Origin of the sequence: Kitasatospora sp. HPM-01-4, assembly GCF_051374625.1 — a bacterium.
GTDB lineage: Bacteria > Actinomycetota > Actinomycetes > Streptomycetales > Streptomycetaceae > Kitasatospora.
This window is the reverse complement of record NZ_JBPQGP010000005.1, coordinates 7,451,470-7,477,372: the sequence shown is the minus strand read 5'-3', so window position 1 is coordinate 7,477,372 and position 25,903 is coordinate 7,451,470. Positions and strand designations below refer to the sequence as shown.

At 71.7% G+C, this 25,903-nt stretch carries 24 protein-coding genes; 10 read left to right on the top strand and 14 right to left on the bottom strand.

Annotation, left to right across the window (positions count from 1 at the left end):
- The first annotated feature begins 139 nt into the window (after positions 1 to 139).
- Positions 140 to 778: a TetR/AcrR family transcriptional regulator gene (locus ACSMTC_RS32485; RefSeq protein ID WP_436563309.1), complete on the top strand. Its 639-nt coding sequence runs from the start codon at positions 140 to 142 to the stop codon at positions 776 to 778.
- Here the strand turns inward: ACSMTC_RS32485 and ACSMTC_RS32480 are convergent.
- Positions 768 to 2,123 (bottom strand): FAD-dependent oxidoreductase, encoded by a 1,356-nt coding sequence (locus ACSMTC_RS32480; protein ID WP_436563308.1) that lies wholly within the window; start codon positions 2,121 to 2,123, stop codon positions 768 to 770. The two genes, ACSMTC_RS32485 and ACSMTC_RS32480, sit on opposite strands and share 11 nt — an antisense overlap.
- A 239-nt stretch (positions 2,124 to 2,362) precedes the next feature.
- On the opposite strand from ACSMTC_RS32480, the gene ACSMTC_RS32475 reads away from it, so the two are divergent.
- On the top strand, positions 2,363 to 3,529 hold the full coding sequence (locus tag ACSMTC_RS32475) for an epoxide hydrolase family protein (protein ID WP_436563307.1): 1,167 nt from the start codon (positions 2,363 to 2,365) through the stop codon (positions 3,527 to 3,529).
- Between the two features lie 69 nt (positions 3,530 to 3,598).
- Here ACSMTC_RS32475 and ACSMTC_RS32470 read toward each other — a convergent pair whose 3' ends face one another.
- The 5 genes from ACSMTC_RS32470 to ACSMTC_RS32450 form a co-directional block, all read right to left on the bottom strand.
- Positions 3,599 to 4,879, bottom strand: a complete 1,281-nt coding sequence (locus ACSMTC_RS32470) for an FAD-binding protein (protein WP_436563306.1) — start codon at positions 4,877 to 4,879, stop codon at positions 3,599 to 3,601.
- Positions 4,876 to 5,178: a hypothetical protein gene (locus ACSMTC_RS32465; RefSeq protein WP_436563305.1), complete on the bottom strand. Its 303-nt coding sequence runs from the start codon at positions 5,176 to 5,178 to the stop codon at positions 4,876 to 4,878. The genes ACSMTC_RS32470 and ACSMTC_RS32465 overlap by 4 nt, the downstream gene beginning before the upstream one ends.
- Before the next feature lie 148 nt (positions 5,179 to 5,326).
- Positions 5,327 to 5,617: a DUF1905 domain-containing protein gene (locus ACSMTC_RS32460; RefSeq protein ID WP_436563304.1), complete on the bottom strand. Its 291-nt coding sequence runs from the start codon at positions 5,615 to 5,617 to the stop codon at positions 5,327 to 5,329.
- Positions 5,618 to 5,663: 46 nt separating this feature from the next.
- Positions 5,664 to 7,169: an MFS transporter gene (locus tag ACSMTC_RS32455; protein ID WP_436563303.1), complete on the bottom strand. Its 1,506-nt coding sequence runs from the start codon at positions 7,167 to 7,169 to the stop codon at positions 5,664 to 5,666.
- Between the two features lie 174 nt (positions 7,170 to 7,343).
- Entirely contained in the window at positions 7,344 to 7,694 is a 351-nt protein-coding gene (locus ACSMTC_RS32450; protein ID WP_436563302.1) for a VOC family protein, read from the bottom strand.
- 184 nt (positions 7,695 to 7,878) lie between these two features.
- Between ACSMTC_RS32450 and ACSMTC_RS32445 the strand changes: the two genes are divergently transcribed.
- Positions 7,879 to 9,036: an acyltransferase family protein gene (locus ACSMTC_RS32445; protein ID WP_436563301.1), complete on the top strand. Its 1,158-nt coding sequence runs from the start codon at positions 7,879 to 7,881 to the stop codon at positions 9,034 to 9,036.
- Positions 9,037 to 9,092: 56 nt separating this feature from the next.
- Here ACSMTC_RS32445 and ACSMTC_RS32440 read toward each other — a convergent pair whose 3' ends face one another.
- The 3 genes from ACSMTC_RS32440 to ACSMTC_RS32430 all read right to left on the bottom strand — a co-directional run bounded on the left by ACSMTC_RS32440 (position 9,093) and on the right by ACSMTC_RS32430 (position 12,687).
- Positions 9,093 to 10,373, bottom strand: a complete 1,281-nt coding sequence (locus ACSMTC_RS32440) for a cytochrome P450 (RefSeq protein WP_436563300.1) — start codon at positions 10,371 to 10,373, stop codon at positions 9,093 to 9,095.
- 159 nt (positions 10,374 to 10,532) lie between these two features.
- Positions 10,533 to 11,402, bottom strand: coding sequence for an alpha/beta fold hydrolase (locus ACSMTC_RS32435; protein ID WP_436563299.1), 870 nt, complete (start codon positions 11,400 to 11,402; stop codon positions 10,533 to 10,535).
- A 46-nt stretch (positions 11,403 to 11,448) separates the two neighbouring features.
- On the bottom strand, positions 11,449 to 12,687 hold the full coding sequence (locus tag ACSMTC_RS32430; protein ID WP_436563298.1) for a cytochrome P450 family protein: 1,239 nt from the start codon (positions 12,685 to 12,687) through the stop codon (positions 11,449 to 11,451).
- A 280-nt stretch (positions 12,688 to 12,967) separates the two neighbouring features.
- Between ACSMTC_RS32430 and ACSMTC_RS32425 the strand changes: the two genes are divergently transcribed.
- The 3 genes from ACSMTC_RS32425 to ACSMTC_RS32415 all read left to right on the top strand — a co-directional run bounded on the left by ACSMTC_RS32425 (position 12,968) and on the right by ACSMTC_RS32415 (position 16,893).
- Positions 12,968 to 15,100, top strand: a complete 2,133-nt coding sequence (locus tag ACSMTC_RS32425) for an ArnT family glycosyltransferase (protein WP_436563297.1) — start codon at positions 12,968 to 12,970, stop codon at positions 15,098 to 15,100.
- Between the two features lie 108 nt (positions 15,101 to 15,208).
- Positions 15,209 to 16,198, top strand: a complete 990-nt coding sequence (locus ACSMTC_RS32420) for a glycosyltransferase family 2 protein (protein WP_436563296.1) — start codon at positions 15,209 to 15,211, stop codon at positions 16,196 to 16,198.
- Positions 16,195 to 16,893: a class I SAM-dependent methyltransferase gene (locus ACSMTC_RS32415; RefSeq protein WP_436563295.1), complete on the top strand. Its 699-nt coding sequence runs from the start codon at positions 16,195 to 16,197 to the stop codon at positions 16,891 to 16,893. Before ACSMTC_RS32420 ends, ACSMTC_RS32415 begins: the two co-directional genes overlap by 4 nt.
- Positions 16,894 to 16,953: 60 nt before the next feature.
- On the opposite strand, the gene ACSMTC_RS32410 is transcribed toward ACSMTC_RS32415, so the two are convergent.
- The 3 genes from ACSMTC_RS32410 to ACSMTC_RS32400 all read right to left on the bottom strand — a co-directional run bounded on the left by ACSMTC_RS32410 (position 16,954) and on the right by ACSMTC_RS32400 (position 21,454).
- On the bottom strand, positions 16,954 to 18,639 hold the full coding sequence (locus ACSMTC_RS32410) for a (2,3-dihydroxybenzoyl)adenylate synthase (RefSeq protein WP_436563294.1): 1,686 nt from the start codon (positions 18,637 to 18,639) through the stop codon (positions 16,954 to 16,956).
- A 415-nt stretch (positions 18,640 to 19,054) separates the two neighbouring features.
- On the bottom strand, positions 19,055 to 20,365 hold the full coding sequence (locus tag ACSMTC_RS32405; RefSeq protein ID WP_436563293.1) for a cytochrome P450: 1,311 nt from the start codon (positions 20,363 to 20,365) through the stop codon (positions 19,055 to 19,057).
- Positions 20,366 to 20,482: 117 nt separating this feature from the next.
- Complete coding sequence (locus tag ACSMTC_RS32400; RefSeq protein ID WP_436563292.1) at positions 20,483 to 21,454, bottom strand: antibiotic biosynthesis monooxygenase; 972 nt, start codon at positions 21,452 to 21,454, stop codon at positions 20,483 to 20,485.
- Between the two features lie 79 nt (positions 21,455 to 21,533).
- On the opposite strand from ACSMTC_RS32400, the gene ACSMTC_RS32395 reads away from it, so the two are divergent.
- The gene (locus tag ACSMTC_RS32395) at positions 21,534 to 22,097 is read left to right on the top strand and encodes a nucleoside deaminase (RefSeq protein WP_436563291.1); all 564 of its coding nucleotides are present in this window, start codon (positions 21,534 to 21,536) and stop codon (positions 22,095 to 22,097) included.
- A gap of 82 nt (positions 22,098 to 22,179) precedes the next feature.
- Here ACSMTC_RS32395 and ACSMTC_RS32390 read toward each other — a convergent pair whose 3' ends face one another.
- Positions 22,180 to 22,656 (bottom strand): GNAT family N-acetyltransferase, encoded by a 477-nt coding sequence (locus ACSMTC_RS32390; RefSeq protein WP_436563290.1) that lies wholly within the window; start codon positions 22,654 to 22,656, stop codon positions 22,180 to 22,182.
- A 350-nt stretch (positions 22,657 to 23,006) separates the two neighbouring features.
- Between ACSMTC_RS32390 and msrA the strand changes: the two genes are divergently transcribed.
- Positions 23,007 to 23,513 (top strand): peptide-methionine (S)-S-oxide reductase MsrA, encoded by a 507-nt coding sequence (gene msrA, locus ACSMTC_RS32385; RefSeq protein ID WP_436563289.1) that lies wholly within the window; start codon positions 23,007 to 23,009, stop codon positions 23,511 to 23,513.
- 251 nt (positions 23,514 to 23,764) lie between these two features.
- Here the strand turns inward: msrA and ACSMTC_RS32380 are convergent, their stop codons facing one another.
- Positions 23,765 to 23,956, bottom strand: coding sequence for a hypothetical protein (locus ACSMTC_RS32380; RefSeq protein ID WP_436563288.1), 192 nt, complete (start codon positions 23,954 to 23,956; stop codon positions 23,765 to 23,767).
- 152 nt (positions 23,957 to 24,108) lie between these two features.
- Between ACSMTC_RS32380 and ACSMTC_RS32375 the strand changes: the two genes are divergently transcribed.
- Both ACSMTC_RS32375 and ACSMTC_RS32370 read left to right on the top strand, forming a co-directional pair.
- A complete protein-coding gene (locus ACSMTC_RS32375; protein ID WP_436563287.1) occupies positions 24,109 to 24,903 on the top strand; it encodes a HipA family kinase in 795 nt (264 codons plus the stop codon).
- On the top strand, positions 24,900 to 25,538 hold the full coding sequence (locus tag ACSMTC_RS32370) for a TetR/AcrR family transcriptional regulator (RefSeq protein ID WP_436563286.1): 639 nt from the start codon (positions 24,900 to 24,902) through the stop codon (positions 25,536 to 25,538). Before ACSMTC_RS32375 ends, ACSMTC_RS32370 begins: the two co-directional genes overlap by 4 nt.
- Positions 25,539 to 25,903 lie beyond the last annotated feature (365 nt).

Sequence of the window (25,903 nt, the reverse complement as noted above, 5' to 3'; positions counted from 1 at the left end):
CGGGGCGGGACTCCCGATGGGGACGCGGTCGGAGGCGTCCAGCCGGATGGGCGCATACTGGTGTCCGGCGGACGTGAAGTAGACACTGTCCACACCACGATGTTCACACCGTATATCGGCAACGGGAGGCGGCACAGCTTTGGTCACCGGCAAGCGCTCGTACCACCACGGCAATCTGCGCACCGCTCTGGTCGAAGCCGGCCTGAAGGTCGCGCGGGACGGCGGCGCCGCCGCTCTGGGACTGCGGGAGGTCACCCGCTCGGTCGGCGTCACGCCGAACGCGGCGTACCGTCATTTCGCGGACCGCCGGGCACTTGTCCTCGCCGTCGCCGCACAGGCCCAGGACCTGCTCGCCCGGGCGATGCTCGACCGGATGAACGCGGTCCCACCGGAAGCCGACGCGGCGGAACGGGCGTTGCGGCATCTGCGGGGGGTCGGCCTGGGCTATGTGCATTTCGCACTGGCCGAGCCCGGCTGGTTCGAGCTGGCGATCCTCACCCAGGACGACTCGCGCGAGGACGACCCGGCCGCCGCCTCCGACAGCCGGGTTCCGCCGCCCTACCAGCTGCTGCTGGACGCGCTCGACGGCATGGTCACCGCCGGGCTGCTGACGCCCGGGCAGCGTGAGAACGCCGAATGGGCGTGCTGGTCCGCCGTCCACGGGTTCGCCGACCTGGCGACCCGCGGCCCGCTGATCCACCAGCGCGAGGACGCCCGGACCATGGAGCGGCTCGCCGCCCACGTCGTGGACGCGATCATCGCCGGGATCAGAGCTTGACGGGTGCGGCGGCCGGACGGGGAGCCGGACGGCGCAGCACCCGCGCCAGGACCCGCGGCCGCATGAGCGCCTGCGGCCCGTCGACCAGCCCCGCCGTCCGCAGGAAGGCCACCGACAGCTCGCCGTCGCCCACCGCCGCCGCCTGGAGGCGCGAGACATAGGCGTTGCCCAGCCGCGACTTGAGCGTCCGGCGCCCCTCGACCTCGGGGAAGCCGAGGTCGGCCCCGGCGGACATCTCCCACGGCGCGTCGATGACCTTGGCGAGGTCGTGGAAGAACGGGCCCGGCTTCGGGGGCCCCTGCTCCAGGTGCCGGCGCAGCACCAGCGACTCGATCGCGGCGACGGTCATGCCCTGGCCGTAGACGGGGTTGAAGACGCACGCCGCGTCGCCCATGACCAGCAGGGCCTCGGGGTGCCTGGACTGCCGCTCGTAGTGGCGGCGGATGCTGGCCGGGAAGTGGAAGGACACCGGCGGGCCGAGCGGTTCGGCGTCCCGGAGGGCCTTGTGTATCTCCGGGACGGGCAGCGTCTCGGCGTAGGCGAGGAAGCCCTGGTGATCGGTGGGCGGCCGGTCGCCGAGGATCCCGGTGAGCGACAACGCGTACCGGTCGGGCATCCGGGCGAAGATGGCGCCGCGCCGTACGGCCGGGGTGGCGACCGGGATCAGCGCGATGTCGTCACCGATCGGGTCGAAGGTCAGCGGGCCGCGGAAGTCGCAGGTGGTGTAGGTCAGGTCCATCGTGACCCGCTCCTCGGCGACTTCGGGGTAGCCGAGCTCGGCCAGCCAGCGCGGCGTGCGCGTGCCCCGGCCGGTGGTGTCGACCACGAGGTCGGCCTCGATCACCTCCTCCGCGCTGCCCTGCGCCCGCGACTGCACCCGCACGCCGGTGATCCGGCGCCGGTCCGGCGACGCCACCAGGCCGAGCACATCGGTCAGTTCGCGGTGGGTGACGTTGCCCAGACCGCGGATCCGGCGGCGGATCCGGTCCTCCAGCAGCGGGCGGCCGGCCGCCACGCAGGTCAGCCCGCTCTCCGCCTTCTTCATCAACTCACCGTTGAAGTACCAGCTCAGGCTGGTGCCGAAGTCCCCGACGGGCACGCCGATGGACATCAGCTCCTCGGTGAGGCCGGGGAACACCTCGTCGAGGATCTGCTGGCCCCGGGCGAGCAGCGCGTGGATGTGGTGCCCCTGCGGTATCGCCCGGCGGGGACCGACGGCACCGGTCAGCTCGTCCCGGTCGATGACGGTCACCTCGCGGTAGGCGTCGGCGAGCATCCGGGCGGCGAGCGACCCGGCGATACTTCCTCCCAGGACCACCGCGTGATCGCCTACATGATTTCCCATGGTGCGGCCCTCCCCATCGGCACGGAAAACGAGCGGAAACGATCTGCGCGGATTTTCACGGTACCGGGGATACGGGCGGCGTAATTCTTCCAGACTGCTCACCCTCCCCACCGCCCTTGTCGCCCCCTTCCGGCATTCCCTAACGTGACCGGCGCGGGGGTCGCAGCTCCGGGCATTTCCCGTCCGGATTCGCCGAGTTGTCGATTCGGCGGTGCGAGAGAGACAGAGAGGGAGCTTAGGTGGAGCCGTTCCGTATCAACATCCCCCAGGCCGACCTGGACGACCTGCGGCGGCGCCTCGCGGCGACCCGCTGGCCGAGCGAGCTGCCCGGCGTCGGCTGGAGCCGCGGCGTGCCGTCGGCCTATCTCAAGGAGCTGGCCGAGTACTGGCGCACCGAGTACGACTGGCGCAGGGCCGAGGCCCGGCTGAACTCCTACCCCCAGTTCACCACCACGGTCGACGGCACCAACGTGCACTTCCTGCACGTGCGTTCACCCGAGCCGGACGCCCTGCCCATGATCATGACCCATGGCTGGCCCAGCTCGGTGGTCGAGTACCTCGACGTCATCGAACCGCTCACCAACCCCCGCGCCCACGGCGGCGATCCGGCCGACGCCTACCACCTGGTCATCCCCTCGCTTCCCGGTTTCGGCTTCTCCGGCCCCACTCCCGAGCCCGGCTGGAACCTCCCCCGGGTCGCCGGGGCCTGGGCCGAGCTGATGCGGAGCCTCGGCTACGACCGGTACGCGGTCCAGGGCGGCGACCTCGGTGCCTGGACCGGCCTGACGCTCTCCCACCTCGACATCGAGCACATCGCCGGCACCCATGTGAACTTCCTGATCACTCCCCCGTCGGGCGACCCGGCGGATCTCGCGGGCCTGGACGAGTCGGAGCTGGGCCGTCTCGGACTGCTGAGCCGGTTCAGCGCGGAGCAGACCGGCTACATGAAGATCCAGTCGACCCGGCCGCAGACCCTGGCCTACGGGCTCACCGACTCGCCGGTGGGCCAACTCGCCTGGATCATCGAGAAGTTCATGGCGTGGGCGGACACCGAGAAGTCCCCCGAGGACGCCGTGGACCGGGACCGGCTGCTGACCAACGTGATGATCTACTGGCTCACCGCGACGGCGGCCTCCAGCGGCAACTTCTACGTCGAGGTCGCCGACATCCTGCCGACCGCACCGACCCCGCCCACTCCCCCGCCGCCGCTGCCCGTCCCCTTCGGTGTCGCGGTCTACCCGGCCGACGCCTCCCTGCCCATCCGCAGGTTCGCCGACCGCGCCTTCCCGAACATCGTGCACTGGGCGGAGTACGACCGCGGCGGTCACTTCGCCGCCCTGGAGGAACCGGACCTGTTCGTCTCCGACCTGCGGGCGTTCAACCGCGCCCTGCGCGCCCGTCGCTGACTCCTCGACCGGTGCCGAAGCGGCCGGCGCCCACCCTCCTGGTGGGTGCCGGCCGCGGCCGCGTCGGCGTCACCGCGCCGGCTCGGCCTCACCGCGGTGCAGCTCCTCGTGGTACGCGGTCGGGCTGCCGTACGTGCTGCCGCCGGCCTGCCGGGCCGCCGTGCGCAGCGCCTCGTTGCCCTTGCGAATCCGCTCCAGGGCCCCCGGATCGCCGGGCGGCACGGTGCAGTGCACACCGAACAGCACGGTGACGATGTCGTGCGCCTTCGGCACGTTGGGCGCGGCCAGCAGCCCGGTCGGCACCGGGTAGAGCAGCAGGCCGCTGTCCGCGCCCAGGTCGCCGGGGTCGAGGCCGTCCAGGAACCCGGCGATGACGGCTTCGGCGTGGCGGCCCGGCAGCAGCACGTTGCACCGGGGGTGCGGATGGTGCTGCCAGGAGCCGCGCGAGCGCAGCAGCGCCTCGACCGGGGCGGCCCGCCGCAGGAAGTCGCCCGGGGAGAGGGTCCGGACCTCCTCACCGCCGCGCTCGTGCCGCAGGCCGGCGAGCAGCTCCCGGTCGTCGGGCCCCTCGGGCGGGGTGAACCCGGCCACGGCCTCCAGGACGAAGCGCCAGCCCGCCCCGGCCACGTACCGGGCCTGGCCCTCCACATGGTCGAAGCGGCCGTCGGCGATCAGCCGCAGCTGGTCGCCGAGCAGCGTGCCCAGATCGCGGTGGGGCAGCCGGTAGTGGCGGACCGCACCGGGCGCCGGAGTGAGCGAAACGGTCGCCCGGGTGATGATCCCGTACTGGCCCTGGGTGCCCCGGACGGCGTCGAAGAGATCGGCGTCGCGGGTCGGCGAGCACGTGAGCAGCGTGCCGTCGGGGGTGACCACGTCGAGGTCGCGGACATTGTCGGCGACACTGCCGTACCGGTGGCTGGCGCCGCCCAGCCCGCCGACGGCCAGCGTCCCGCCGACGGTCAGCTCCAGGTAGTCGGGGAGGACCGGTGGCACCAGGCCACCCGGCAGAGTGGCGTCGACGACGGCGCTCCAGCGGGCTCCGGCGTCGGCGCTGACCAGATCCGGCCCAGCCGGGCGGACGGTGGCCAGCGAGCGCAGATCGACCGTGATCCCGCCCTGCACCTGCGACTGGCCGTCGACCGAGTGGCCTGCCCCCCGGGGTACCACCGGCACTCCGGCAGCCCGGCCGTAGCGCACCAGGGCCGCCACGTCGGCGGCGTCGGCGGGGCGGAACACGGCGAGCGGCCTGCGCCGCACCAGGTTCCCGAAGTCCCCTGCGGCGGCGGCGAGATCGGCCTCGCGCGTACTGAGCTCGCCCCTCAGCTCCGGTAACCGCGCGAGTCCGGTCACCTGTCGAATCCGTACGACCCGAGCAGCGTGGCCCCGCTCGCGACCGGCTTCCCGGCCGCCCGCTCACCGAAGCCCTTCTGGAACTCCTGGAACGCCGCGGTGTCCGCCAGCGCGCTGCTCCCGTCCTCGACGACTCCGACGTGCACGAAGGTCACGCCGTCCTCCAGCCGGAACGAGGCGTAGCGGATTCCCTCCGGATTCCCCTCGGCCAGCTCGGCGAAGACGTTCTCGACCAGCCGCTGGTTCTCGTCCGCGGTCTCCGGTCGCATTTCATAGCGGATGACGAATGCCTTGCCCATGACTCACCGACTCCTTAGGGGGTTTCTTCGGGAGAATCCGCCCCATCGTCCCGCTCCCGGACTCCGGGCGGCATGTCCCAGGTTGCGCTCCTGTGCTCGTGCCGACGGCCACCGCCCGCAGGGGCGGTGGCCGTCTGCGGGCGCACCGTCAGCTGAACCGCTGCTGCAGGTGGACCGTGACCTCGGCGCCCGCGTCCTTGCCGACCAGCTTGCGCAGGGCCGCCTTGATGGGCAGCCAGTGCGGGCCCTGGCCCGAGGGCATCAGGGTGGCGGTGAACGGGTGGCCGTCGATCGTCCCGCCGACCTTGACCGGCCGCCTGGTCGCGAAGAGCTCCGCGGAGCCCGGCACGGTGACATAGGTCGGGTAGGCGCCGTCCACCTCGATCGGCGCGTTGAAGGTGGTGTCGAGGGCCTGCGTCTGATCCTTCGTGGCAGCCATGGGCCTGACCTCCTGTGGTCTCGTGGGAAGGGAGTTGGGCACTGCGTCAGTGGGTCTCGGCGACCCGCTCCGCCATCGGGTTGCGCATCTCGGTGCTGACGCGCTCGAACAACGCCAGGACCAGCAGGCCGCCGATCACCATCAGCGCGGCACCGACGCGGAAGGCCAGAGCGTAACCCGACGTCACCGCGGTGTCGGGAGCCACGCCGTGCCGGATGTCGCCGCTGGCGTGCCGCAGCGCCAGGGCCACCAGGACGGCCAGGCCCAGTGCGCTGCCGACCTGCTGCATGGTGCTCTGGACGCCCGAGGCCAGGCCGGAGTCCTGGACGGTGACGCCGTGCAGGGCGGCGTTGGTGGCGGCCGGCATGGTGGCGCCCGCGAACACGCCGAACACCAGCATGCCGGGCATGATGCCGCCGGGGTACGAGGAGTGGGTGTCGATCGCGCTGGTCAGCAGCAGCCCGACGCCCGCGCCGACGAAGCCGACGGCGGCGATCACCTTGACGCCGAACCGGGGCGTCATCGCGGTGCCGAGGCCGATGCCGGCCCCGATGCCGACGCCGAGCGGCAGCCAGGCCAGGCCGCCCTGCAGCGCGGAGTACTTCAGCACGTCCTGCTCGAACAGCGTCAGCATGAACGTGTAGGAGATGAACGACGCCATGAAGAACAGCGAGACGACGTTGATCACCGACCTGGTCCGGTTGGCGAAGAAGTCCAGTGGGACCAGCGGGTTCCGCGCCCGGCGCTCGACGATGAGCGTGGCGAGGATCAGCGCCACGCCCGCGATCAGCGGGAGCACCACACTGGCGGAGCCCCACGGGTGGTCGGCGGCCTGGAGCAGCCCGTAGACGACGGCGAACAGGCCGAGGGTCGAGGTGACGGCGCCGGCGACGTCCAGTCCGGCCGACTCCTCGCGCACCATCCGGCTCTCGGCGACCATACGGGGCAGCAGCAGCAGGACCAGCACGGCCACCGGCAGGTTGATGTAGAAGATCCAGCGCCAGGACACCAGGTCGGTCAGCACGCCGGAGATCACGTAGCCCAGCGTTCCGGCGAGCGCCGCCAGGCCGCCCCAGAGGCCCAGGGCCTTCGTCCGCTCCTTGGGATCGGTGAACAGCAGGGCGAGCAGACCGAGCGAGGCGGGCGCGGCGATCGCCTCGGCGATGCCCTGGCCGAACCTCCCGGCGACCATCATCCCCTGGGAGACGGCGGCTCCGCACACGGCCGAGGAGACGGTGAAGACGGCCACGCCGGTCAGCAGCAGCCGCCGCCGGCCGAAGAAGTCGGCCAGCCGCCCGCCGAGCAGCAGCAGTCCACCGGCCATCAGCAGATAGCCGTTCACCACCCAGGCCAGCCCCGACTGTGAGAACCCGAGGGACGACTGGATGTGCGGTAGTGCCACGTTCACGATGGTCATGTCCAGCAGGATCATGAACTGCAGGCCGGCGAGCAGGCCGAGCGCCCGCCACCGCCGGGGATCTGCCTCCGCCCCTGGGACTTCCCCTGCGAGCTCGGAACCCTCCGAGGCCGCGTCCGAGTCTACGGTGGACACGCTTGTCTCCCTAGCTGTCGATGTCATGAGGCCGGCTCGGCGCGACCCGGGACAGCGGGCGCGTGCCGTCGCCGAAGGCGGCAGCGGCCGCCGGGGCGGCGCGCCGCCTCCCGACACTCCGCGACCGCGAAGCGCGCTCGGCGCCCCGCGGTCGCGCATGCCGGGTCGTATCCGTCAGGGACTCACCAGACCGACGGGGTTGCCGTCCGGGTCGATGAACACGGCGATCCGCCCGCGCCCGGGCACGGACTGCGGGTCCAGCCGACGGGTGCCGCCGAGCTTCTCCACCTGCTGCAGCGCCACCTCCACGTCCTCGACCGGGAAGTACACGACGACCCCGGTGTACGGGCTGCCGGACCCGGCCTGTCCGATCCCGCCCGTCGGCTCACCGTCCGCGCCGCCCACCAGCGCGTAGGTCTCGTCCAGGACGGTGACGTTCCAGCCGAGCAGCTCCTTGTAGAAGGTGCGTGTCCGCTCGGAGTCAGGGGTCGAGATGTCGAACCAGGCGGGCACATTGGATCGCACGTTCGACTTAGTGTCTACGCTGTCTACATTGGCCATGTTCACACCGTATAGGGCAGCACGACACAGCGCAACAACCGTGGTCAGTGGGCGAGTTGCAGCAACAGGGGAGATGCTCCCGGCCCACCCGGGGTGAACCCTGTCAGGCAGACCTCGACACTCCCGCAGCCTCAGGACGGAGCACGCCATGACGGGTACCCTCGCCCGGCCCAAGCCGCTGGCCCGGGACCAGCTCTCCGCGCGCCTTCCCTCACTGACCGGGCTGCGCTGGGGCGCCGCGTTCGCCGTCTGGATCTACCACTCCTCGCAGAACGTCCCGAACCTCACGCTCTTTCGCGACGCGGCGTTCAACGACCGCCTCCACGCGCTCGCCCTGCCGGGCGGCGGGATCGGCGTGCAGGCGTTCTTCATCCTCAGCGGCTTCGTGCTGACCTGGTCGGCCCGGCCGGGCGACACCGCGAGAGCCTTCTGGCGCCGACGGTTCGTCAAGATCTATCCGAACTACCTGGTCACCTACCTGGCGGCGGGCCTGATGTTCGCCCTCGCGATCACCCCGGCCTGGGTCGCGCTGCTCAACCTGGCGATGCTCCAGCCGTGGGTACCGGACATCAACGTCTTCTTCAGCATCGACATGCCGAGCTGGTCGGTCGGCGTGGAGGCGCTGTTCTACGCCTCCTTCCCGCTGCTGTACCTCTGGTTCCGGCGGATCGACCCGGACCGGCTCAGGTACTGGATCGCGGGGACACTCGCCGCGACGGTGGCCGTTCCCGCGGTCCTCTATCTGGCGCTTCCCTCGACCCCGCACGTCATCACCGGGCCCGCCTCCCAGCTGCAGCTCTTCCTCGCGTACATCTTCCCGCCGTCGCGGCTGCTGGAGTTCGCCCTGGGCATCCTGGTCGCACGCGCCGTCATGACCGGCCGCTGGCGGGACGTCGGCCCGCTGCGGGCGGGGCTGCTGGTGGTCGCGAGCTATGTGCTCGCCCTGTTCGTACCGTATCTGTACGGGCTGCGGGCGGTCAGCGTGCTGCCGCTCGCGATGCTGATCGCGGCCGCCGCGATCGCGGACGTCGAGGGCCGGTCCGGCGTGTTCCGCAGCCGGGTGACGGTCTGGCTCGGCGACATCTCCTATGCCTTCTACCTCGTCCAGTTCATGGTGTACATGGCCGTGCGGTTCGCCCTCGGGTCGACCGTGTTCTCCGACGCGGCGGGGCTGGCGATCATCGGCGCCGACCTGGTGCTCACCGTCGCGATCGCCTCGGCGCTGTACTACGGCGTCGAGCGGCCGATGGTCCGGCACTGGTCGCGGCGGCGGCCGCGGTCGCTCGCCCGGGGCGCGAAGGCGTAGCAGGTGGTGCCGAAGGCGGCCCGGCCGGGGTTCCGGCCGGGCCGCACGCGCGGGTGTCACCAGGTCACGGGCAGGCTGCGCAGCGCGTAGACCGTGGTGTCGTCGGTGAATTCGAGCTCGGACTCCGGTACGGCGAGCCGCAGTCCGGGGAACCGGCCGAGCAGCGCGGAGTACGCCTCGCGCAGTTCGAGGCGCGCCAGCGGGGCACCGATGCAGAAGTGGACGCCGTGGCCGAAGGCGAGGTGGCTGACGGGCTGGCGGGTGACCTCCAGCCGGTCGCCGTCCTCGACCAGCCGGGGATCGCGGTTGGCCGCCGCCAGGGCCGGGACGACCAGTTCGCCGGCGCTGATCCGGTGCCCGCCCAGGGTGGTGTCCCGGGTGGCGACACGGACGAAGCCGCCGTGCAGGACGCCGACGTAGCGCAGCAGTTCCTCCACCGCGCCGGGGACCAGGTCGGGCCTGTCGCGGACCAGGGCGAGCTGGTCGGGGTGGCGCAGCAGGGCCAGGGTGCCGAGCGAGAGCATCTGGCTGGTGGTCTCGTGTCCGGCGATGAGCAACGCGTTGGCCAGGCCGACCAGTTCGTCGTCGGTGATGTCCTCGGCCTCACTGCCGGGCCCGTGTTCGCGCAGCAGCATCCCGATCAGGTCGTCGCTGGGGTGGTCGCGGTGGTGGGCGATCAGCTCACGGGTGACCCAGCCGGCGTCGCCGAGCCGCCTGAGCTCCTCCAGCGGGGAGGACGGTCCCGACGGTGCGGCGGTCCGGGCGGAGGGATTCCGGAACCGCTCCCGCTCGGCCTCGGGCACACCGATCAGCTCGCAGATCACCATCACCGGGACGGTCCTGGCGAACATCGACACCAGGTCGACCGGCGGTCCGGCCTGCTCCATCGCGTCCAGCGCGGAGTCGATGATCTCGACGACGCGAGGACGCATCCGCTCGACCCGCCGGCTGGTGAACCAGGCGGTGACCATCCGCCGCAGCCGGGTGTGCTCGGGCGGGTCCATCATGATCAGGTTGCCGACCGTCCGGCGCCGGCGGACGCTCTCGCTGTCGAACGCCGCGTCGAGCAGCACCTGCGGCGGCGGTACCGAGCCGACGTGGAAGCCGTCGGTGTCGGCGAGTTGGGCCCGGACCTCCTCGTAGCGGGAGATCAGCGTGGCCTCCTGGCCGAACGCCGTGGTGGCCCGCGCGAGTTGGCCGGAGTCCCGCAGCCGGGCGAGTCCGTCGCCGAGGTCGAGCCCGTCGCGGGTGGCCGGCAGCGCCATCGGGCACCGCCCGGCCGGTCCGTGCGGAGCTCCGCCGGTGCCGGCGTCCTGCTGGTCTACCGTGCCGCTCATGGTGTGCGTACCCCTTCCTCGGGAGGTCCCCGTGTCGTGCCTGTCACGTCGGCGGTCGGCGCGGCCGGGTGGCAGCGCACGGACCGGGGCCGGGCACCCGGCTCCACCGAGGAGTCCCGCGCCCGGCCCCGCACCATCAGTCCTGCCGTGCTCCTGCCGTCACGCCCCGAAGAACTCCGCGAACAGCGGTGCCCCGGTCTTCTGGTTGAACAGGTGACCCTCGCCCTCCACACGGATCAGACGGGCGTCGGGGATCTCTTCCGACAGGGTCACGCACGCGTTCTGGATCGCCGCGGAGCTGTCGCTGCCGGTGAGGATCAGCGTGGGGACGGCGACCTTCGGCAGCAGCTCGAACGGGATCGCGTTGTGGTCCACGCTGATGATCGCGTCGTAGATGGCGGAGGGCGCCATCGACTGGAACGCCTGCCAGGCCGGGTGCTGCTTGAAGTTCTCCAGCGTCTCCTCGGTGATGAACCGGACGATGTCCTTTCCGAAGAGCGTCACCGCCTCCTCACGCCGGTCCTCGGCGATGAACTGCCGCAACTGCGCGAGCTGTTCCGGGCGGGCCTTCGGCGAGTTGTACGGGGGCTCGTAGAGCCCGAGCTTCGTCATCGGGACCCCTCCGGCGGCCGCCCGGATGGCGATCATCCCCCCGGTGCAGTTGGCGAAGACCGCGGTGGGCTCGCCGGTGGCCCCGATCACGGCCGCCAGGTCCTCGACCTCGCGGTCGATGGCGTAGCTCTCCGGGTCGCCCAACTCGCTGCCGCCGCGGCCCCGGCGGTCGTAGTTGTACACGGTGAACCACTCGGACATGATCGTGGCGAACGGGGTGAACATGGCCCGGTCGTTGAGGCCGCCGCCGATGACCACGACCGCCGGCCCGCTCCCGGACTTCTCGTACGCGATCGTCGTCCCGTCGGCCGACACCACGGTCTCCACCACCAAGTCGCGCGGCCCCGCGTAGTCGTCGTCGAGGGGAAGCCCCTCGGGAGCGACTCCGTGGTCGTCCGACCCCACTGGGTCCTCCATCAGCAGTCTCCTTCTCAGGTTCCCGGGCACCGACCGCCCGGAGGTGTCAGACGGTGCCCGGGACCTCGGCCCGCAGCCGGACGGGCAGGCTGGCGTGTCCGTTGACGACGAAGCTTCCCTGCCCGACGAGTTCGTCGCGCCGGACGGCGAGCCGCATCCCGGGGAACCGGCGGAACAGCGCCGGGATGCCGATCATCCAGGCGTGCCGCGCCAGCCGCGCGCCGAGGCAGTAGTGCACGCCGTGGCCGAACGACAGGTTCGTCTTGTCCTGGCGCAGCGGGTCGAACACGTCGGCACTCTCGCCGTGCAGGGCAGGGTCGCGCCCGATGCCGGCGAAGTCGATGAGGATGGCGTCGCCCTTGGCGATGTGCACCCCGCCGATGTCGAAGTCCTCGGTGGCGTACCGGAACGGCAGGTGTGCCACGGGCGACTCGACGCGCAGCGCCTCCTCCCAGATGTGCTCCCAGGAGATCTCGCCGCTCATCACCTTCGCGCGCAGCTCCGGGTCGTCGAGCAGGGCGAGGGAGGAGTGCGCGAGGGCGTTGACCAGGGTCTCGGAGCCCGCGCCGAGCAGGAGGTGCAGGGTGCCGATCAGCTCCGAGTGGGTCAGGCTGGAGCCCTCGTCCTTGGCCGTGATCAGCGCGCTGGTCAGGTCGTCGCCGGGGGTCACGCGCTTGTACTCGACCAGGTCGGAGATGGCCTTCTGCCACTGGTGGAGGTTGGCCTCGGCGACCTCGGCGGAGATCCGGGTGTCGATGTTCTTGTGACCGCCCGCCAGCACGTCGGCGCGGGACTCCTCGGGCACGCCGAACAGGTCGCACATCAGGCGGGTGGGCAGCTCCGCGTGGAACCAGCCCTTCAGGTCGATGATCTCCTCGTCGGCCGCCTCCATGGCGTCGAGCAGGTCGTTGACCGTCTTCTCGATGTGCGGCTTCATGGCCTCCACGCGGCGCTCGGTGAAAGCCTTCAGCAGCAGCTTGCGCAGCCGGGCGTGGTCGACGCCGTCCTGGGTGGCCATGGTGTCCATCGCGACCCAGGTGATCAGCGGCCAGCCGTTGGAGATCTCGCCGTTGATGTAGGCGGGCCAGTTGCGGCGGGGGTTCTTGGAGAACCGCTCGTCGCCCATGATCTCCTTGGCGATCGCGTAGTCGTGCACCGACCAGGCGAGCACTCCGTCCTGGAGCTCGACCAGTGCGATCGGACCCTGCTCACGCAGGCGGACGGTCTCCCCGTGGGTGTCGGCGCCATCGGGGTCGAGACGGTACGGGCACACATCCTTTGCCATGGAACTTGACCTCCAGCAGGGGTCCACAGGGTCGATGGGATTCGGATGGACTCGATCGCTTCCTGACGCTATCCCGCACACCAGGGCGCGACATCTTCGCGATTGCGGACCGGCCGCCGATCCCTACGGCGTCTTCCCTTCCCAGTAACTCCCCTATTCGCAATGGAATTTGACATGCGATCAGCATGAACAGAGAAGCGGAGGCGGACGGTCGCGTGACACGGTGGGACGACGGCGAGGACGGCACACCGCCGCACGCGCGAGGGGAGAGGAGCCCAGGATGACGTCCGTCAAGTACGACCCGCCTCCAGCGATCGCGCGGGCCGAGCCGCCGGCGCCGTCGACGGCCCGCGCAACCGGCCCGCAGCGGTGGGCACTTGCCGGGATCTGCCTGCTGGCGGGCTGGCTCTACCTGTGGTCGATCGGCTCCGGCTCCGGGGACTTCGGCAACGCCTACTACTCGGCCGCGGTCAGGTCGATGACCAGGAGCCCGGAGAACTTCCTGTTCGGCGCCTTCGATCCGTACGGACTGGTCTCGACCGACAAACCGCCGATGTCGCTGTGGCCGCAGGCGGTCTCGGTGCTGCTGTTCGGCTTCCACAGCTGGTCGGTGCTGCTTCCGCAGGCGATCGAGGGGCTGGCCACGGTGCTCCTGCTGCACCGCACCGTCCGGCTCTGGGCGGGCGAGAACGTGGCGCTGCTCGCGGCGCTGGTCCTGGCCCTCACCCCGGTGACCGTCGCCATCGACCGTGACAACAACACCGACACGCTGCTGGTGCTGCTGCTGGTGGCCGCGGCCTACGCGCTCACCCGTTCCGTCGCCACCCCGCAGGCCCGGCGGCGGACCGGGTGGCTGATGCTGTGCGCGTTCCTCATCGGCTGCGGCTTCGTCACCAAGTGGCTGGCCGCGTGGATCATCGTGCCCGGCTTCACCCTCGCCTTCCTGGTCTCCGCCCGGGGCCCGCTCCGTCGCCGGACCACCGATCTGCTGGCCGCCGGCGCGGTGCTGGCCGTCTCCTCGTTCTGGTGGCCGGTGCTGCACGACCTCTGGCCGGGCCGCAAACCCTTCGTCGACGCCGGCACGGACGGCAGCGCGCTCCAGGTCGTCTTCGGCTACAACGGCTTCGGGAAGATCTTCGACTTCGGCCAGCGGTACAACGGCTCCGGGCTCAACGTCGCGCTCGGCATGGTCGGCATGGGCGGCGGGAACCCCGACGTCACCCGGATGTTCTCGACCGAGGTGGGCGGGCAGATCTCATGGCTGCTCCCGCTGAGCCTGCTGGTCCTGGCCGTGGTCGGAACGGCCGGGTACCGCCGCCTGTGGTTCCGGATCCCCGGCGACCCGCTCCAGCGGGCCGGCTGGCTGATGTGGGGGACCTGGCTCGGTGTCACCGGACTGGTGTTCAGCTTCGTGCAGGGCATCTGGCACCCGTACTACACGGCCATGCTGGCGCCCGCCGTCGCCGCGGTCTCGGCCGCCGGGATCGCCCTGCTCCGGCAGCGGTACCGGGAGAGCGACGGCTACGGCTGGACCCTGCTCCCGGCGGCGGTCGCGATCACCGCGCTCTGGGCGTTCGTCCTGGTCTCCCGGAACACCACCTGGAACGGCTGGGCCCGCTGGGCCGTCCTGGCCGTCGCCGCCGTCGCCGTGGCGGGCCTGGTGCTCGGCAGGCTCCCCGCCCGGCCCGCGCGGCGGCGGTCCGCCGTGGAACGGCCGGCGGTCGTCCTCGGCGTGGCGGCGATGCTCCTGACCACGGCGGTGTGGTCCGCGGGGACGGCGATCGACCACGGCACCAACGGCGGCTTCCCCTCGGCGGGCCCGCCCAACCGGGCCTTCGACGCGCTGCTGCGGGGCGTGCTGCCGCCGGCGCTCCGAAATCCCGCCACAACGGCGATGCCGGGCGGCGCGCCGATGCCCGGTGGCATGCCGACGGCTCCCATGGCGGCATTCCCCACCGGCCCGGCGCGGGGCGGGGGGATCGGCGGGCCCGACCTCTCCCCGGAGAACCGGAAGGTCCTGGACTACGCCGTGCGGAACTCGGACGGCGCGCGGATCGCCCTGGCCGTCGAGGGCGGCGGGCTCGCCGCCTCGTCGTTCATCATCCGCAGCGACGCCACCGTCGTGGGCATGGGCGGCTACCTGGGGGCCGACGACGTGCCCTCGGTGGACCAGCTCCGGACCTGGGTGGCCGGGGGCGAACTGCGGTTCGTGCTCTCCGCCGCTCCGGGCGGCCCCCGGCTGGGCGGCCTCGCGGGCATGGGCGGCGACGTGCAGCGCCTGCGGGTCACCTGGGTCCAGCGCAACTGCCAGGCCGTGGACCCCGCCGTCTACGGCGGCACTCCCGCCGCACCGGACGGACAGCCACCGGTGCCGAGCTTCGCCGACGAGACGCTCTACCGCTGCGATCGGTGACCGCCGGGTGGACCGGCGCCGCGGAGCCGGGCCGGTCCACCCGACGGCCCCGGTGGCGTGCCGCCGGCCCGCCCGCCCGTACCCGCTCCGTCCGAAGGGGCGTCAGCCATGGACTTCTCACCCGTGCTCTCGGTCGTCGTGCCGATGTTCAACGAGGAGGCGGCCGTTCCCGAGCTGGTCGCTCGGCTGCGGCCGGTCCTCGACGGCTGCGGCGTCGGCTACGAGGTGCTCGCGGTCGACGACGGAAGCACCGACGGCACCGGAGCGGCCCTGCTGGAGGAGGGCCGGCGCTGGAGTCAGCTGCGGATCGTCCGGCTGCGGCGCAACAGCGGCCACCAGGCCGCGCTGACCGCCGGCCTGCGCCTGGCCCGCGGCGAGTGGGTGGCCAGCATCGACGCGGACCTGCAGGATCCGCCGGAGTCCTTACCCGGGATGCTGCGGGTGGCGCTCGAGGGCGGCGTCGACGTGGTGTACGGGGTGCGCTCCGACCGCAGCGCCGACACGCTCTTCAAACGCCGGACCGCCGACGTGTACTACCGGCTGATGCGCCGTCTGGTCGGCACGGACGTGCCCGCGCACGCCGGCGACTTCCGGCTGCTCAGCCGGGAGGTGGTCGACGTGCTGCGCGGCCTCCCGGAGCGTGCCCTGGTCTACCGGCTGCTGGTGCCCTCGCTCGGGTTCCCCAGCGCCGAGGTGCGCTACGTCCGCGAGCGGCGGGTCGCCGGAACGACCAAGTACCCGCTGGGCAGGATGATCGCCCTCGCCTGGGAGAGCACGACCAGCTTCTCGGCCGCCCCGCTGCGGCTTGCGACCTGGCTCGGCCTGACCAGCTTCCTGCTCTGCCTGCTGCTGATGGCCTTCGGCACGGCGGCGTACGCCACCGGAGCGGCGCTGCCCGGCTGGACGTCCCTGTTCCTGGCGGTGCTGCTGCTCTCCGGGCTCCAGCTGCTCTGTCTCGGCCTGCTCGGCGAGTACGTCGGCCGGATCTACGCGGCCGTGCAGAACCGCCCGGCGTTCCAGGTCTGCTTCGACTCGGCCGAGGAGTCACACCCCGCCCGCACCACCGCCAACACCCCTTCCAGGAAGGCGTTTTCATGAGGTCGGCCGTGATCCGCCGGATGACCGAGGTCGAGGACCGGCACTGGTGGTTCCGGGAGAAGCGGAACCTCCTCGCCCGCGAGCTGCGCCGGCTGGGGCCGGCCGGGCGGGCGCTGGACATCGGTGCCGCCGGGGGCGGCAACAGCCGGGTCCTGCTGGAGCACGGCTGGACGACGGTGGCCGGCGACCTCTCGGAGACCGCCGTGGCCATCGCCCGGGCGCGCGGCCTCGACGCCGTCCGCGCCGACGCGCGCGAACTCCCCTGGCAGGAAAGCACCTTCGACCTGGTCACAGCCTTCGAGGTGCTGGAGCACATCGACGAGGACGACCGTGCGGCGGCGGAGATCCTCCGGGTCCTGCGCCCTGGCGGCACGGCCCTGTTCACCGTCCCCGCCGACATGCGGCTGTGGTCGGCGCATGACGAGGCGGTGAACCACGTCCGCCGGTACAGCCGCGCGGGGCTCGCTCGGCTGGTCGAGGGCGCGGGCTTCGCCATCGACCGGCTGTGGAGCTGGAACGTCCTGCTCCGGCCGGTGGTGGCGCGGCACCGGCGGCACTCGACCGGCAGTGACCTCGACGCCGCGCCGCCCGCCCTGGTCAACGCCTGCCTCAGCGGGATCATCGTGGCCGAGCGCTACCTCCCGGTGAAATCGCTCAACGGCGTCTCCCTGGTCCTGCGGGCCCACCGGCCGTAGCGGCCCCGGCCCGATAAGAGCCCCGCCGGATGCCCGGCGGGGCTTTTCGCGAGCGGGATCTCAGCGCGGGCCGGGGCCGCCGTCCGGCCGACGGGCCGCCTCGGTGCGCAGCGCCTTCTTGTCGACCTTCCCGATCGCCGTGACGGGCAGGGCGTCGACCGCCACCAGCCGCTCCGGGAGCTTGAACCGGGCGACCCCGGCGGCCAGCATCACGGCCCGCACCTCGGACACGTCCACGGTTCGCCCGGGGGCCGGTACCACGAAGAGGCAGACCGTCTCGCCCAGTTCCGGGTCCGGCATCGCCACCGCGGCGGCCTGGTCGACGCCCTCGACCAGCAGGGCGAAGGTCTCGACCTCCTCGGCGTGGATCTTCTCGCCGCCCCGGTTGATGACGTCCTTCTCCCGGCCGACCACCACCAGGTTGCCCTCCGGGGTCCGGCGCACCAGGTCGCCGGTGCAGTACCAGCCGTCGCCGACGAACGCCCGGGCGTTGAGCTCGGGCGAGTCGTAGTAGCCGCGCAGGGTGTACGGGCCGCGGGTGAGCAGCGCGCCGGGCTCGCCGGGCGGGACCGGCTCGCCTTGCTCGTCGACGATCCGCAGCTCGTCGTCGGGGCAGATCGGCCTTCCCTGGGTGTGCAGGACGACCTCGGCCGGGTCGTCGGGGCGGGTCAGGCAGAGCAGGCCCTCCCCCATCCCGAACACCTGCTGCAGTGTGCACCCCAGCTCCGGGCCTATCCGGCTCGCGTCCGCGGGCGCGAGCCGGGCGGCACCGACCTGGAGCAGCCGCAGTGAGCCGAGGTCGGTTTCGGGGTGCTCCTCGCGGTACCGCAGCCATCGCCGCACGATCGCCGGGACGACGGAGGTGGCGGTGACCCGTTCCCGTTCGATCAGGGGCAGGGCGGTCTCCGGGGCGGGCGAGGGCGCGATCACCACCCGGCCGCCGGAGAGCAGGGTGCCGAGGACGCCGGGGCCGGTGTTGGGGAAGCCGTGGCCGAGCGGAAGCGCCGTCAGGTAGACGGTGTCGGGCCCGAATCCGCACAGCTCGGCCGCCCGCCCGATCATGTAGACGAGGTCGTTGCCGGTCCGGGGGATCATTTTGGGGAGGCCGGTGGTGCCGCCGGAGAGCAGGAACACCGCGACCGCGTCCCCGCCCGGTGCGGCCGCGTCGAGTACGGCCGACACCGCGTCGGCCTCCTCGGCGGGTTCGCACAGCGCCCGGAGGTCGACGCTGCCGGGCGAAAGCCCCGTGCCCGCCACGAGGACGTGCCCGACCGAGGGGACGGCTGCGGCGATCTCGTGGGCCATCGCCTGGTGGTCGAAGCCGCGGTGGGTGTCGGGCACGGCGATCGCCCTGGCCTCGCAGTGGGCGGCCAGGCCGGTGAGCTCGTGCCGGCGGTACTCGGGCAGTGCCCACACCGGGATCGCACCGAGCCGCAGGCACGCCACCGTCAGGACGACGTGCTCCCAGCGGTTCGGCAGCTGCACGATCACCCGGTCGTCGGCCCCGAGCCCGAGCTCGCCCAGCCGGGCCGCCGCACCGTCGGCCCGCGCCAGCAGCTCGCCGTAGGTCATCCGGACGCCGCCGTCCACGAGGCAGACGGCGTCCGGGGTCTTGCGCGCGGCGTCGGCCAGGTGCGATCCCGGCGACCGGCCCTCCCAGTAGCCCGCCGCGACGTAGCGGGCGGCCACGGCGTCCGGCCAGGGGACGAAGCCGGACCGGGTCTGCCGGGCGGCGGTATCGGACATAGGAGCTCCTCGGGCTGGAGGTCGGCTGACCACCGGACGGCCTCCCGTGCCGCCCGGCGTCCATCTGCCCGGCGCCATCTGCCCGGCGTCCATCTGCTCGGCGCACGGCGGGCGTTGCCACCGCGGCGCAGCGAACCGGCCGGGCGTACGGCCTCGTCCGGCCGGGTCCCGGCAGGCCCGCGCGGGGTCGAGCCGGGAGTCCGCCCCGCTCCCCTTCCGTCGAGGCGCGGCCGCCGTTCGGCGGTGCGTCGCCCCGGACCGAACCGCGGCACTCGGGCAGCCCCAGTATGGTTCGCGGCGGGATCGCGGGGCTTCTCCGGCCGTGCTGTGGCCTGTGTCCCGGCGCGGACGGCGGCACCGCCCGCCCGGTGTACCGGCCTGCCCCGGCGCGGAGCGGACCGCGCCGGGTGGCCGGTCAGCCGTTGCGCCGCCATCGGATCGGCAGGTGCCTGAGCCCGTTCTGGAAGTTGGACACCAGCCGGGCGGGCACCGCCCCGGGGACCAGCTCCAGCCCCGGCAACTCGGTGACGACCCGATGGAGCATCGCTCTCATCTGCATGCGGGCCAGTTGGGCCCCGAGGCAGAAATGCGGACCGTACCCGAAGCTGACGTGGTCGTTCGGGGTCCGCGTGATGTCGAACCGGTCGGGGTCCGGGAAGACGGTTCCGTCGCGGTTCGCCGCGGCGTGGTAGACGACCACCTTCTCACCGCGCCGGATCCGTACACCGGCCAGCTCGACGTCCCGGGCGGCGGTGCGCCGGAAGTCCACCACGGGCGGCCAGAAACGCAGCATCTCCTCGACGGCCGAGGTGACCAACTCGGGCCGCCGCACCAGCAGTTCGCGCTGATCGGGGTGAGTGAGCAGCGTGAACAGTCCCCCGGGCAGGGCGTTGCGCAGGGTCTCGTTGCCGGCGACGGCGAAGAGGAAGAACGCCGTCTCGAACTCCTCGGTGCTCAGCCCGCCGTCCCTCATCCGCGCCAGAATGCTGCCGGGGCGGGGCCGTTCGGCCAGCGCGTGGGCGTAGGCGAACATGTCGGCGAGGGCGGCGCGCGAGCGCGGGTTGACCGGCCTGCCGTCCGGTGCGGTCCAGGTGGTGGGGCGGTGGGCGAGCGCGGCCCGGCCGAGGTCGGTCAGGCCGGCCGGGTCCGCGGTGCCGGACCGGGCGTAGGCGGCGTCCTGGTAGCCGATCACCCGGTTCGCCCAGTCCACCAGCAACTGCCGGTCCTGCTCCGGAACGCCCATGATCCAGGCCAGCGTCCGAACCGGTAGATCGGCCGCCAGCTCCACGAAGTCCGCCTCACCCCGCGCCCGTACCCCGTCCACCAACTCCCCCGCACAGCTCTCGATGGCGGTGGCCAACTCGCCCAGCGCACGCGGGGTGAAGGCCCCGGCGGAGATCCGCCGCAGCCGGGAGTGGTCCGGTGGGTCCTGGTTGAGCATCATGGCCCGGGCGAAGTCGAGCTCCGCCGCCGAGTCGGGATCCCGGATCTGCGTGCCGCCCAGGTACGAGGAGAACGACTCCGGGCTGCGCAGCACGTACTTGACGTCGGCGTGCCGCAGCACCGCCCAGTACCCGGGCCCGGCAGGCCAGTTGCCGACCGCCGGCTCCTCCACCCAGCAGACCGGGGCGGACTCCCTCAGCTCCCGGAAGAGCTCGTACGGCACACCGTCGGCGTAGGTCTCGGGGTGGAAGATCCGGTTCACACGCGCCTGATCGAGAATCACAGCGACCGACGGTAGGGCAACACCGTGCCGCGCACCAGAAGGCGACCGGACCGGCGATCGCACGGTGCCCGAAGGCTCTGGGACGCAGGCTTCACCGGCTCTCGCGGACGGACGCGTTCACGGCCGTCCGGCCGTCCATCCGAAGAGCGCCAGCAGTGCCGCGTAGCCGAGCGCGACCGCCAGTGCGCCCAGCACATGGGTACGGGCCGGGGCCGCTCCCCTGGGCACCAGCCAGAACCCCAGCACCCGGTTGATCAACGGCATCACCACCCAGGTCAGGATGCTGACGCTCAGCACGTTGCTGACGAACAGGGCCAGGTAGTCGGCGACCCCTGCGGCCTGCAGCACCCTTCCCACCGTCAGGCCGAGCACCATGACGGTCGGATAGAGCCCCAGGAGCACGGACATGGCCTGCTTCCAGTTGGGCGGGACGCCTGCCCCTCCGGTGTCGCGGCCGAAGCGGAACCATCCGCCGAACGCCGACCCGATCCGCCGTACGTCATAGGAGGCGTAGGCGCCGCGGCCCTCGTCGAGGAGCTTTCTCCTCGCCTCGGAGGTGAGCCAGTTCTCCAGATGCTCCCGGGTGTCGAAGCGCAGGAGGGAGACCCAGTTCTCCTGGACTCCCGGCACCGGCCGGAAGAGTTCGGACCCCACGTAGCCGGGGAGCTTCTCCTGCGCCTTCTGCAGCTTCGCCTGCCAGCGCACGAACTGCGCCTCCCGGCCGGGGGTGACGCGATGGGAGATCACCGCCGTCACGGCGTTCTGTTCCGGTGGCTCGCCGGCCAGCACCTCCTGGACAGGCGGCCCCTCGAACAGGGGACGCCCTTCCTCCAGCATCCGTTCGCGCTCCGGGGAGTTCAGCCAGGCCGTGAGCTGGTCGACCCGCTCGAAACGGAAGATGACCACCCATTCACCCTCCACCCCCTCCGCGGGCGGATAGACCTCCGTGCCGCCGAAACCGGCGAAGCCCCGCGCCAGCTCGGTCATCCTGTCCTGCCAGCGCCGGTAGTCGCCCTCGCGCCCCCTGCGCACCTTCTGCGAGAGGACCACGGTGGCGCTGTCTCCCCCACGGCTTGCAGAGGCCTTCACCCCGACTACGCTAGCCGTGGGGGATTAATCGGGCAAAATAGACCAATGGTCACATCTTGCCCCAGCTGGAGGGCATTCCATGGAGAACCACAAGGCTTTCCTTGCCGAAGCCGTACAACTGGCCGTCGACTCCGTCGAGAAGGGGTGGGGCGGCCCCTTCGGCGCCGTCATCACCCGGGACGGCGAGATCATCGCGCGTGGCCAGAACCGGGTCCTGCTCACCGGGGATCCCACCGCGCACGGCGAGGTGGAGGCCATCCGCAAGGCGGTCATGATCCTCAACCCGTGGTCGCCCTCCATCGCCGAGTACCACCAGAACGAGTCGACCCTCGAGTACATCCCCAGCTCGGACTCCGACCTGGTGCCGGAACGCGCCCGGATGCTCAAGGGGTGCTCCATCTACACCAGCGGCGCACCGTGCCCCATGTGCATGAGCGCCATCTACTGGGCGCGGATCGACGAGGTGTACTTCGGCTGCAGCCTGGAGGACACCAAGAGGATCGGCTTCGACGACAGCTTCCAGTACGAGGACTTCAAGAAACCGTACGACAAGCGGCGGATCCACATCGAGCAGATCCACCCGGAGCTCGGCAAACGCGCCTACGGGGCGTGGACGCACAAGGCCGACCGCCACTTCTACTGAGTCCCCGCGACTCCCGCCCGCACGCGGCCGGGCTACTCCGCACCACCGTCAGCGCGCTCAACTCCCTTGTTTGACAAGCCCTTTACGACTCCTCCTGCGTGTGCGCGAGCGCCCTCGTCATGAAGACGCTGTTGGGGTCGGGCCGGTAGTCGGCGAAAGGCTCGCAGTAGTCGAAGCCGAACTTCAGGTACAGCCTCCTCGCGGGCAGGAAGAACTCCTCCGAGCCGGTCTCCAGGCTCAGCCGGGTGAACCCCATCCGCCCAGCCTCGGCGATGATGTGCCCGAGCAGCCGGGAGGCGATCCCGCTCCGCTTGCGCGCCGCGTCCGTGCGCATCGACTTCAGCTCCGCGTGGCCCGCGTCCAGCCGCTTGATCGCACCGCAGCCGACCAGCGCGTCCCCCTCCCGCACCGACCAGAACGTGACCTCCGGCCTGCGGAGCGCATCGAGATCCAGGGCGTGCACGCTCTCCGGCGGCGAGACCGAGCGCAGCTGCCGCAGATGAGCGTCGAGGAACCGCTCGATCTCCGGGCCGGAGAGGTCATCCACTGCGATCTTCATGTCCTGCGCCATCCTTTTCCGCCCGGTCTGCCGGGCGACTCGCGCCCCGGCGGATCGACCGAGGTCCGGACGACATGATCACTCGTCATCGTGTGCGGCCCGATCGGCGGGGTACGCCCTGGACGGCGGGGTGCGGCCGGGACCGGCGGACCGGCCGGTCGCGCCGGGCGGTGCGACGGAATGCCGGGCGGTGCGGCGGAATGCCGGGCGGTGCGGCGGAATGCCGGGCGGTGCGACGGAATAGGGAAGCCCCGTAGGTTGTCGGTACCAGCAGATGCCTGTCACCTGGGGTCGAACCTCGCGCCGGAAGGGTCGCGAGGGTCGCGCCGTACCCGAGAGGGAGAAATACCATGGCAACCGAGAAGGCCGTCCTCGCCGGTGGCTGCTTCTGGGGCATGGAGGAGCTTTTCCGCCGTCAGCCCGGTGTGGTGTCCACCCGTGTGGGCTACACCGGCGGCGATGTCCCCCACGCCACCTACCGCAACCACGGCAGCCACGCCGAGGCCATCGAGGTGCTCTACGACCCCGCTCGGACCGACTACCGGGCCCTGCTGGAGTTCTTCTTCCAGATCCACGACCCCACCACGGAGAACCGCCAGGGCAACGACATCGGCACCAGCTACCGCTCCGCCGTCTTCTACATCGGCGACGAGCAGAAGAAGATCGCCGAGGACACCATCGCCGATGTCGACGCCTCGGGACTGTGGCCGGGCAAGGTCGTCACCGAGGTAGCCCCCGCAGGCGACTTCTGGGAGGCCGAACCCGAGCACCAGGACTACCTGCAGAAGTACCCCAACGGCTACACCTGCCACTTCCCGCGGCCCGGCTGGAAGCTGCCCAGGCGCGCAGCGGGCTGAGCACACCGGCGCGCGGATGACACATCCGCGCGCCGGCTCGTCCCGCGTTCGACAGGCCGGCCGCAGACCGACCGAGGGAGCAACGATGCGTGACTGTCCTGCGGCGGTGGCGGCTCGACCGACGAGGTCGGCACTTCTCTGCACTCTCGCGAGCGCTTTCAACGCAGCCTCGCACGGACCGGCCCTGCTCGGACATCAGCACCACGATCGCCCGTCGCAGCCCCGCGGCCACCTCCAAGATCAGATCTCGGCTATCTGGATGGCGAGCTCTCTCCGGCATACCGGGCACGCGCCCGCTCCAGGGCGGCGTCGAAATCGCGCTGGGTGTCGTCACACCAGTGCAGCAGGTCGGCGAGGGCATGCTCAAGGGTCTCGCCGGGACTGCGGCGCCAGCCGTCGCCCGAGAACGTGTACGTCTCCAGAGCCGCGTTGGCACGTCTCACCGCGGCGTCATGCCCGTCCGTTGTCACCGGCATCGTCCCCCTCCCGTGGAAGCTCACAAAAACTATAGCGCGCTGTATATTTACAGTGCATTTCATTTTGGCGAGGCGGGCACGGGCGACCGGGGCAGGGACAGGGACAGGGGCAGGAACGTATGGAGACACCCTCGGACGGGCTGCGCACGGTGACGGCCGTCCGGTATGTGACCCCGCTGCGCAGCGGCGGCTCCGTCCCCGGTGTCGTCGAGGCCGACGACCTGGGGACGTATGTGGTCAAGTTCACTGGCTCGGCTCAGGGGCGCAAGGCGCTCGTCGCCGAGGTCGTCGTGGGTGAGCTGGCGCGTCACCTCGGGCTGCGGGTACCGGAGTTGGTGCTGGTGAACTTCGATCCGTCGGTCGCCGCCGGGGAGCCGCACCAGGAGGTGCAGGACCTGCTGTGCGCCAGTGCGGGACTCAACCTCGGCATGGACTACCTGCCGGGGGCCGCCGACTTCACGCCGGGTGTGCGGGATGTCGATCCGGTGGAGTCCGCCAGGATCCTCTGGTTGGACGCGTTCACAGCGAATGTGGACCGTACGGTGCACAGCCCGAATCTCATGACGTGGCCGGCCTCCGGCCACCAGGAGCCCCGCCTGTGGCTCATAGACCACGGCGCGTCGCTGGTGTTCCACCACCGCTGGGAGAGCGCGGCGGACGCGGTCGCCAAGGCGTACGACTTCCGCTCACACGCCCTCGGCTCACCCGGCCTCGACATCGCAGCGGCGGACGCCGAACTGGCGCACCAGGTGACCCCGCGGCTGCTGCGCCGGGTCGTCGCCGCCGTACCGGACGCATGGCTGGCCGATGAGCCGGGGTTCGGCACCCCGGACGACGTCCGCGACGCCTACGTGACCCACCTCGCCTCCCGTGCACGGGTGTCCGCCCGGTGGCTCCCCAAGGACATGACGTGAGCGAAGGGCTGCGGGAACGGAAGAAGCGGCAGACGCGGCAGCGTATCTCCGAGGCTGCCCTCGGCCTGTTCGTGGCGCGGGGCTTCGACAACGTCACCATCGCCGAGGTCGCGGCGGCGGCGGAGGTTTCGGTCAAGACCCTCTACAACTACTTCGAGGCGAAGGAAGACCTCGTCCTGCCGCCGGACGAGGCGTCCCCGCAGCGGCTCGCCGACATCGTGTGCGCCCGACAGCCCGGCGAGTCCGCCGCCCGGGCGGTGCTCGGCCGGCTGCGGGACGAACTGCGGCGCCGGGACCGGAAGGTGGGCCTGACCGCGGGCTTCGGCCCCGTATTCGAGATGATGCGGGCCGCCCCCACACTCACCGCCCGCCTGGAGGACCTCGGCCGGCAGATGACCGACACCCTCGCCACCGTCCTGGCCGAGGAGACCGGAGCCGCGCCCGACGACCAGACGCCGCGCGTGGTCGCCAGCCAGATCGGCTGGTTCCACTCACTGGTCTACAGCGAGATCGGCCGGCGCATCGTGGCGGGCGAGCAACCCGCCACGATCGCCGAGGCCCTGCTCGAACTCCTCGACATCGTCGAGGAGATGCTGAGCGAACGAGCGCTCGGCTACGCCACCCGCGAAGGCTGACACCGCCGACACACCGTCGGCACCTCGCCGTCACATCGACAGCGCAGCGCCTTCGCGGGTGAGCGCGGCGTCACCGGTCAGCGCAGCGGCAGCGTCAGCTCCGGCGTCGCCGCCGTCTCGATGGGCCGTGCGGGCGGCGGCGGGCGCTCATCGGCGTCTGACACGTGGTCAAGGAGTAGCGCCTCGCGTGGCGTCTGGTGCCGGGAGACGGCGTGAGCGGGCGGTCGAGGGTGGAGACCCGCGACCGCCCGGCGCCTGGGTGCCTGGCGCCCAGGAGCAGAGGCTCAGGGCAGGTGGGATCATCACCCCGTTCCTCCCGCGCCCGAACTTGTGACGTCACCCGAACAGACCAATCCACGGCCCGA

What these genes read in the sequence shown, in the direction of transcription:
- ACSMTC_RS32415 (WP_436563295.1), top strand. Translation starts at nt 16,195, where the DNA reads ATGAGGTCGGCCGTGATCCGCCGGATGACCGAGGTCGAGGACCGGCAC.
- ACSMTC_RS32435 (WP_436563299.1), bottom strand. Translation starts at nt 11,402, where the DNA reads ATGGAGGACCCAGTGGGGTCGGACGACCACGGAGTCGCTCCCGAGGGG.
- ACSMTC_RS32375 (WP_436563287.1), top strand. Translation starts at nt 24,109, where the DNA reads ATGGAGACACCCTCGGACGGGCTGCGCACGGTGACGGCCGTCCGGTAT.
- ACSMTC_RS32445 (WP_436563301.1), top strand. Translation starts at nt 7,879, where the DNA reads ATGACGGGTACCCTCGCCCGGCCCAAGCCGCTGGCCCGGGACCAGCTC.
- ACSMTC_RS32390 (WP_436563290.1), bottom strand. Translation starts at nt 22,656, where the DNA reads ATGAAGATCGCAGTGGATGACCTCTCCGGCCCGGAGATCGAGCGGTTC.
- ACSMTC_RS32410 (WP_436563294.1), bottom strand. Translation starts at nt 18,639, where the DNA reads ATGTCCGATACCGCCGCCCGGCAGACCCGGTCCGGCTTCGTCCCCTGG.
- ACSMTC_RS32420 (WP_436563296.1), top strand. Translation starts at nt 15,209, where the DNA reads ATGGACTTCTCACCCGTGCTCTCGGTCGTCGTGCCGATGTTCAACGAG.
- ACSMTC_RS32395 (WP_436563291.1), top strand. Translation starts at nt 21,534, where the DNA reads ATGGAGAACCACAAGGCTTTCCTTGCCGAAGCCGTACAACTGGCCGTC.
- msrA (WP_436563289.1), top strand. Translation starts at nt 23,007, where the DNA reads ATGGCAACCGAGAAGGCCGTCCTCGCCGGTGGCTGCTTCTGGGGCATG.
- ACSMTC_RS32430 (WP_436563298.1), bottom strand. Translation starts at nt 12,687, where the DNA reads ATGGCAAAGGATGTGTGCCCGTACCGTCTCGACCCCGATGGCGCCGAC.
- ACSMTC_RS32460 (WP_436563304.1), bottom strand. Translation starts at nt 5,617, where the DNA reads ATGGCTGCCACGAAGGATCAGACGCAGGCCCTCGACACCACCTTCAAC.
- ACSMTC_RS32480 (WP_436563308.1), bottom strand. Translation starts at nt 2,123, where the DNA reads ATGGGAAATCATGTAGGCGATCACGCGGTGGTCCTGGGAGGAAGTATC.
- ACSMTC_RS32440 (WP_436563300.1), bottom strand. Translation starts at nt 10,373, where the DNA reads ATGAGCGGCACGGTAGACCAGCAGGACGCCGGCACCGGCGGAGCTCCG.
- ACSMTC_RS32465 (WP_436563305.1), bottom strand. Translation starts at nt 5,178, where the DNA reads ATGGGCAAGGCATTCGTCATCCGCTATGAAATGCGACCGGAGACCGCG.
- ACSMTC_RS32425 (WP_436563297.1), top strand. Translation starts at nt 12,968, where the DNA reads ATGACGTCCGTCAAGTACGACCCGCCTCCAGCGATCGCGCGGGCCGAG.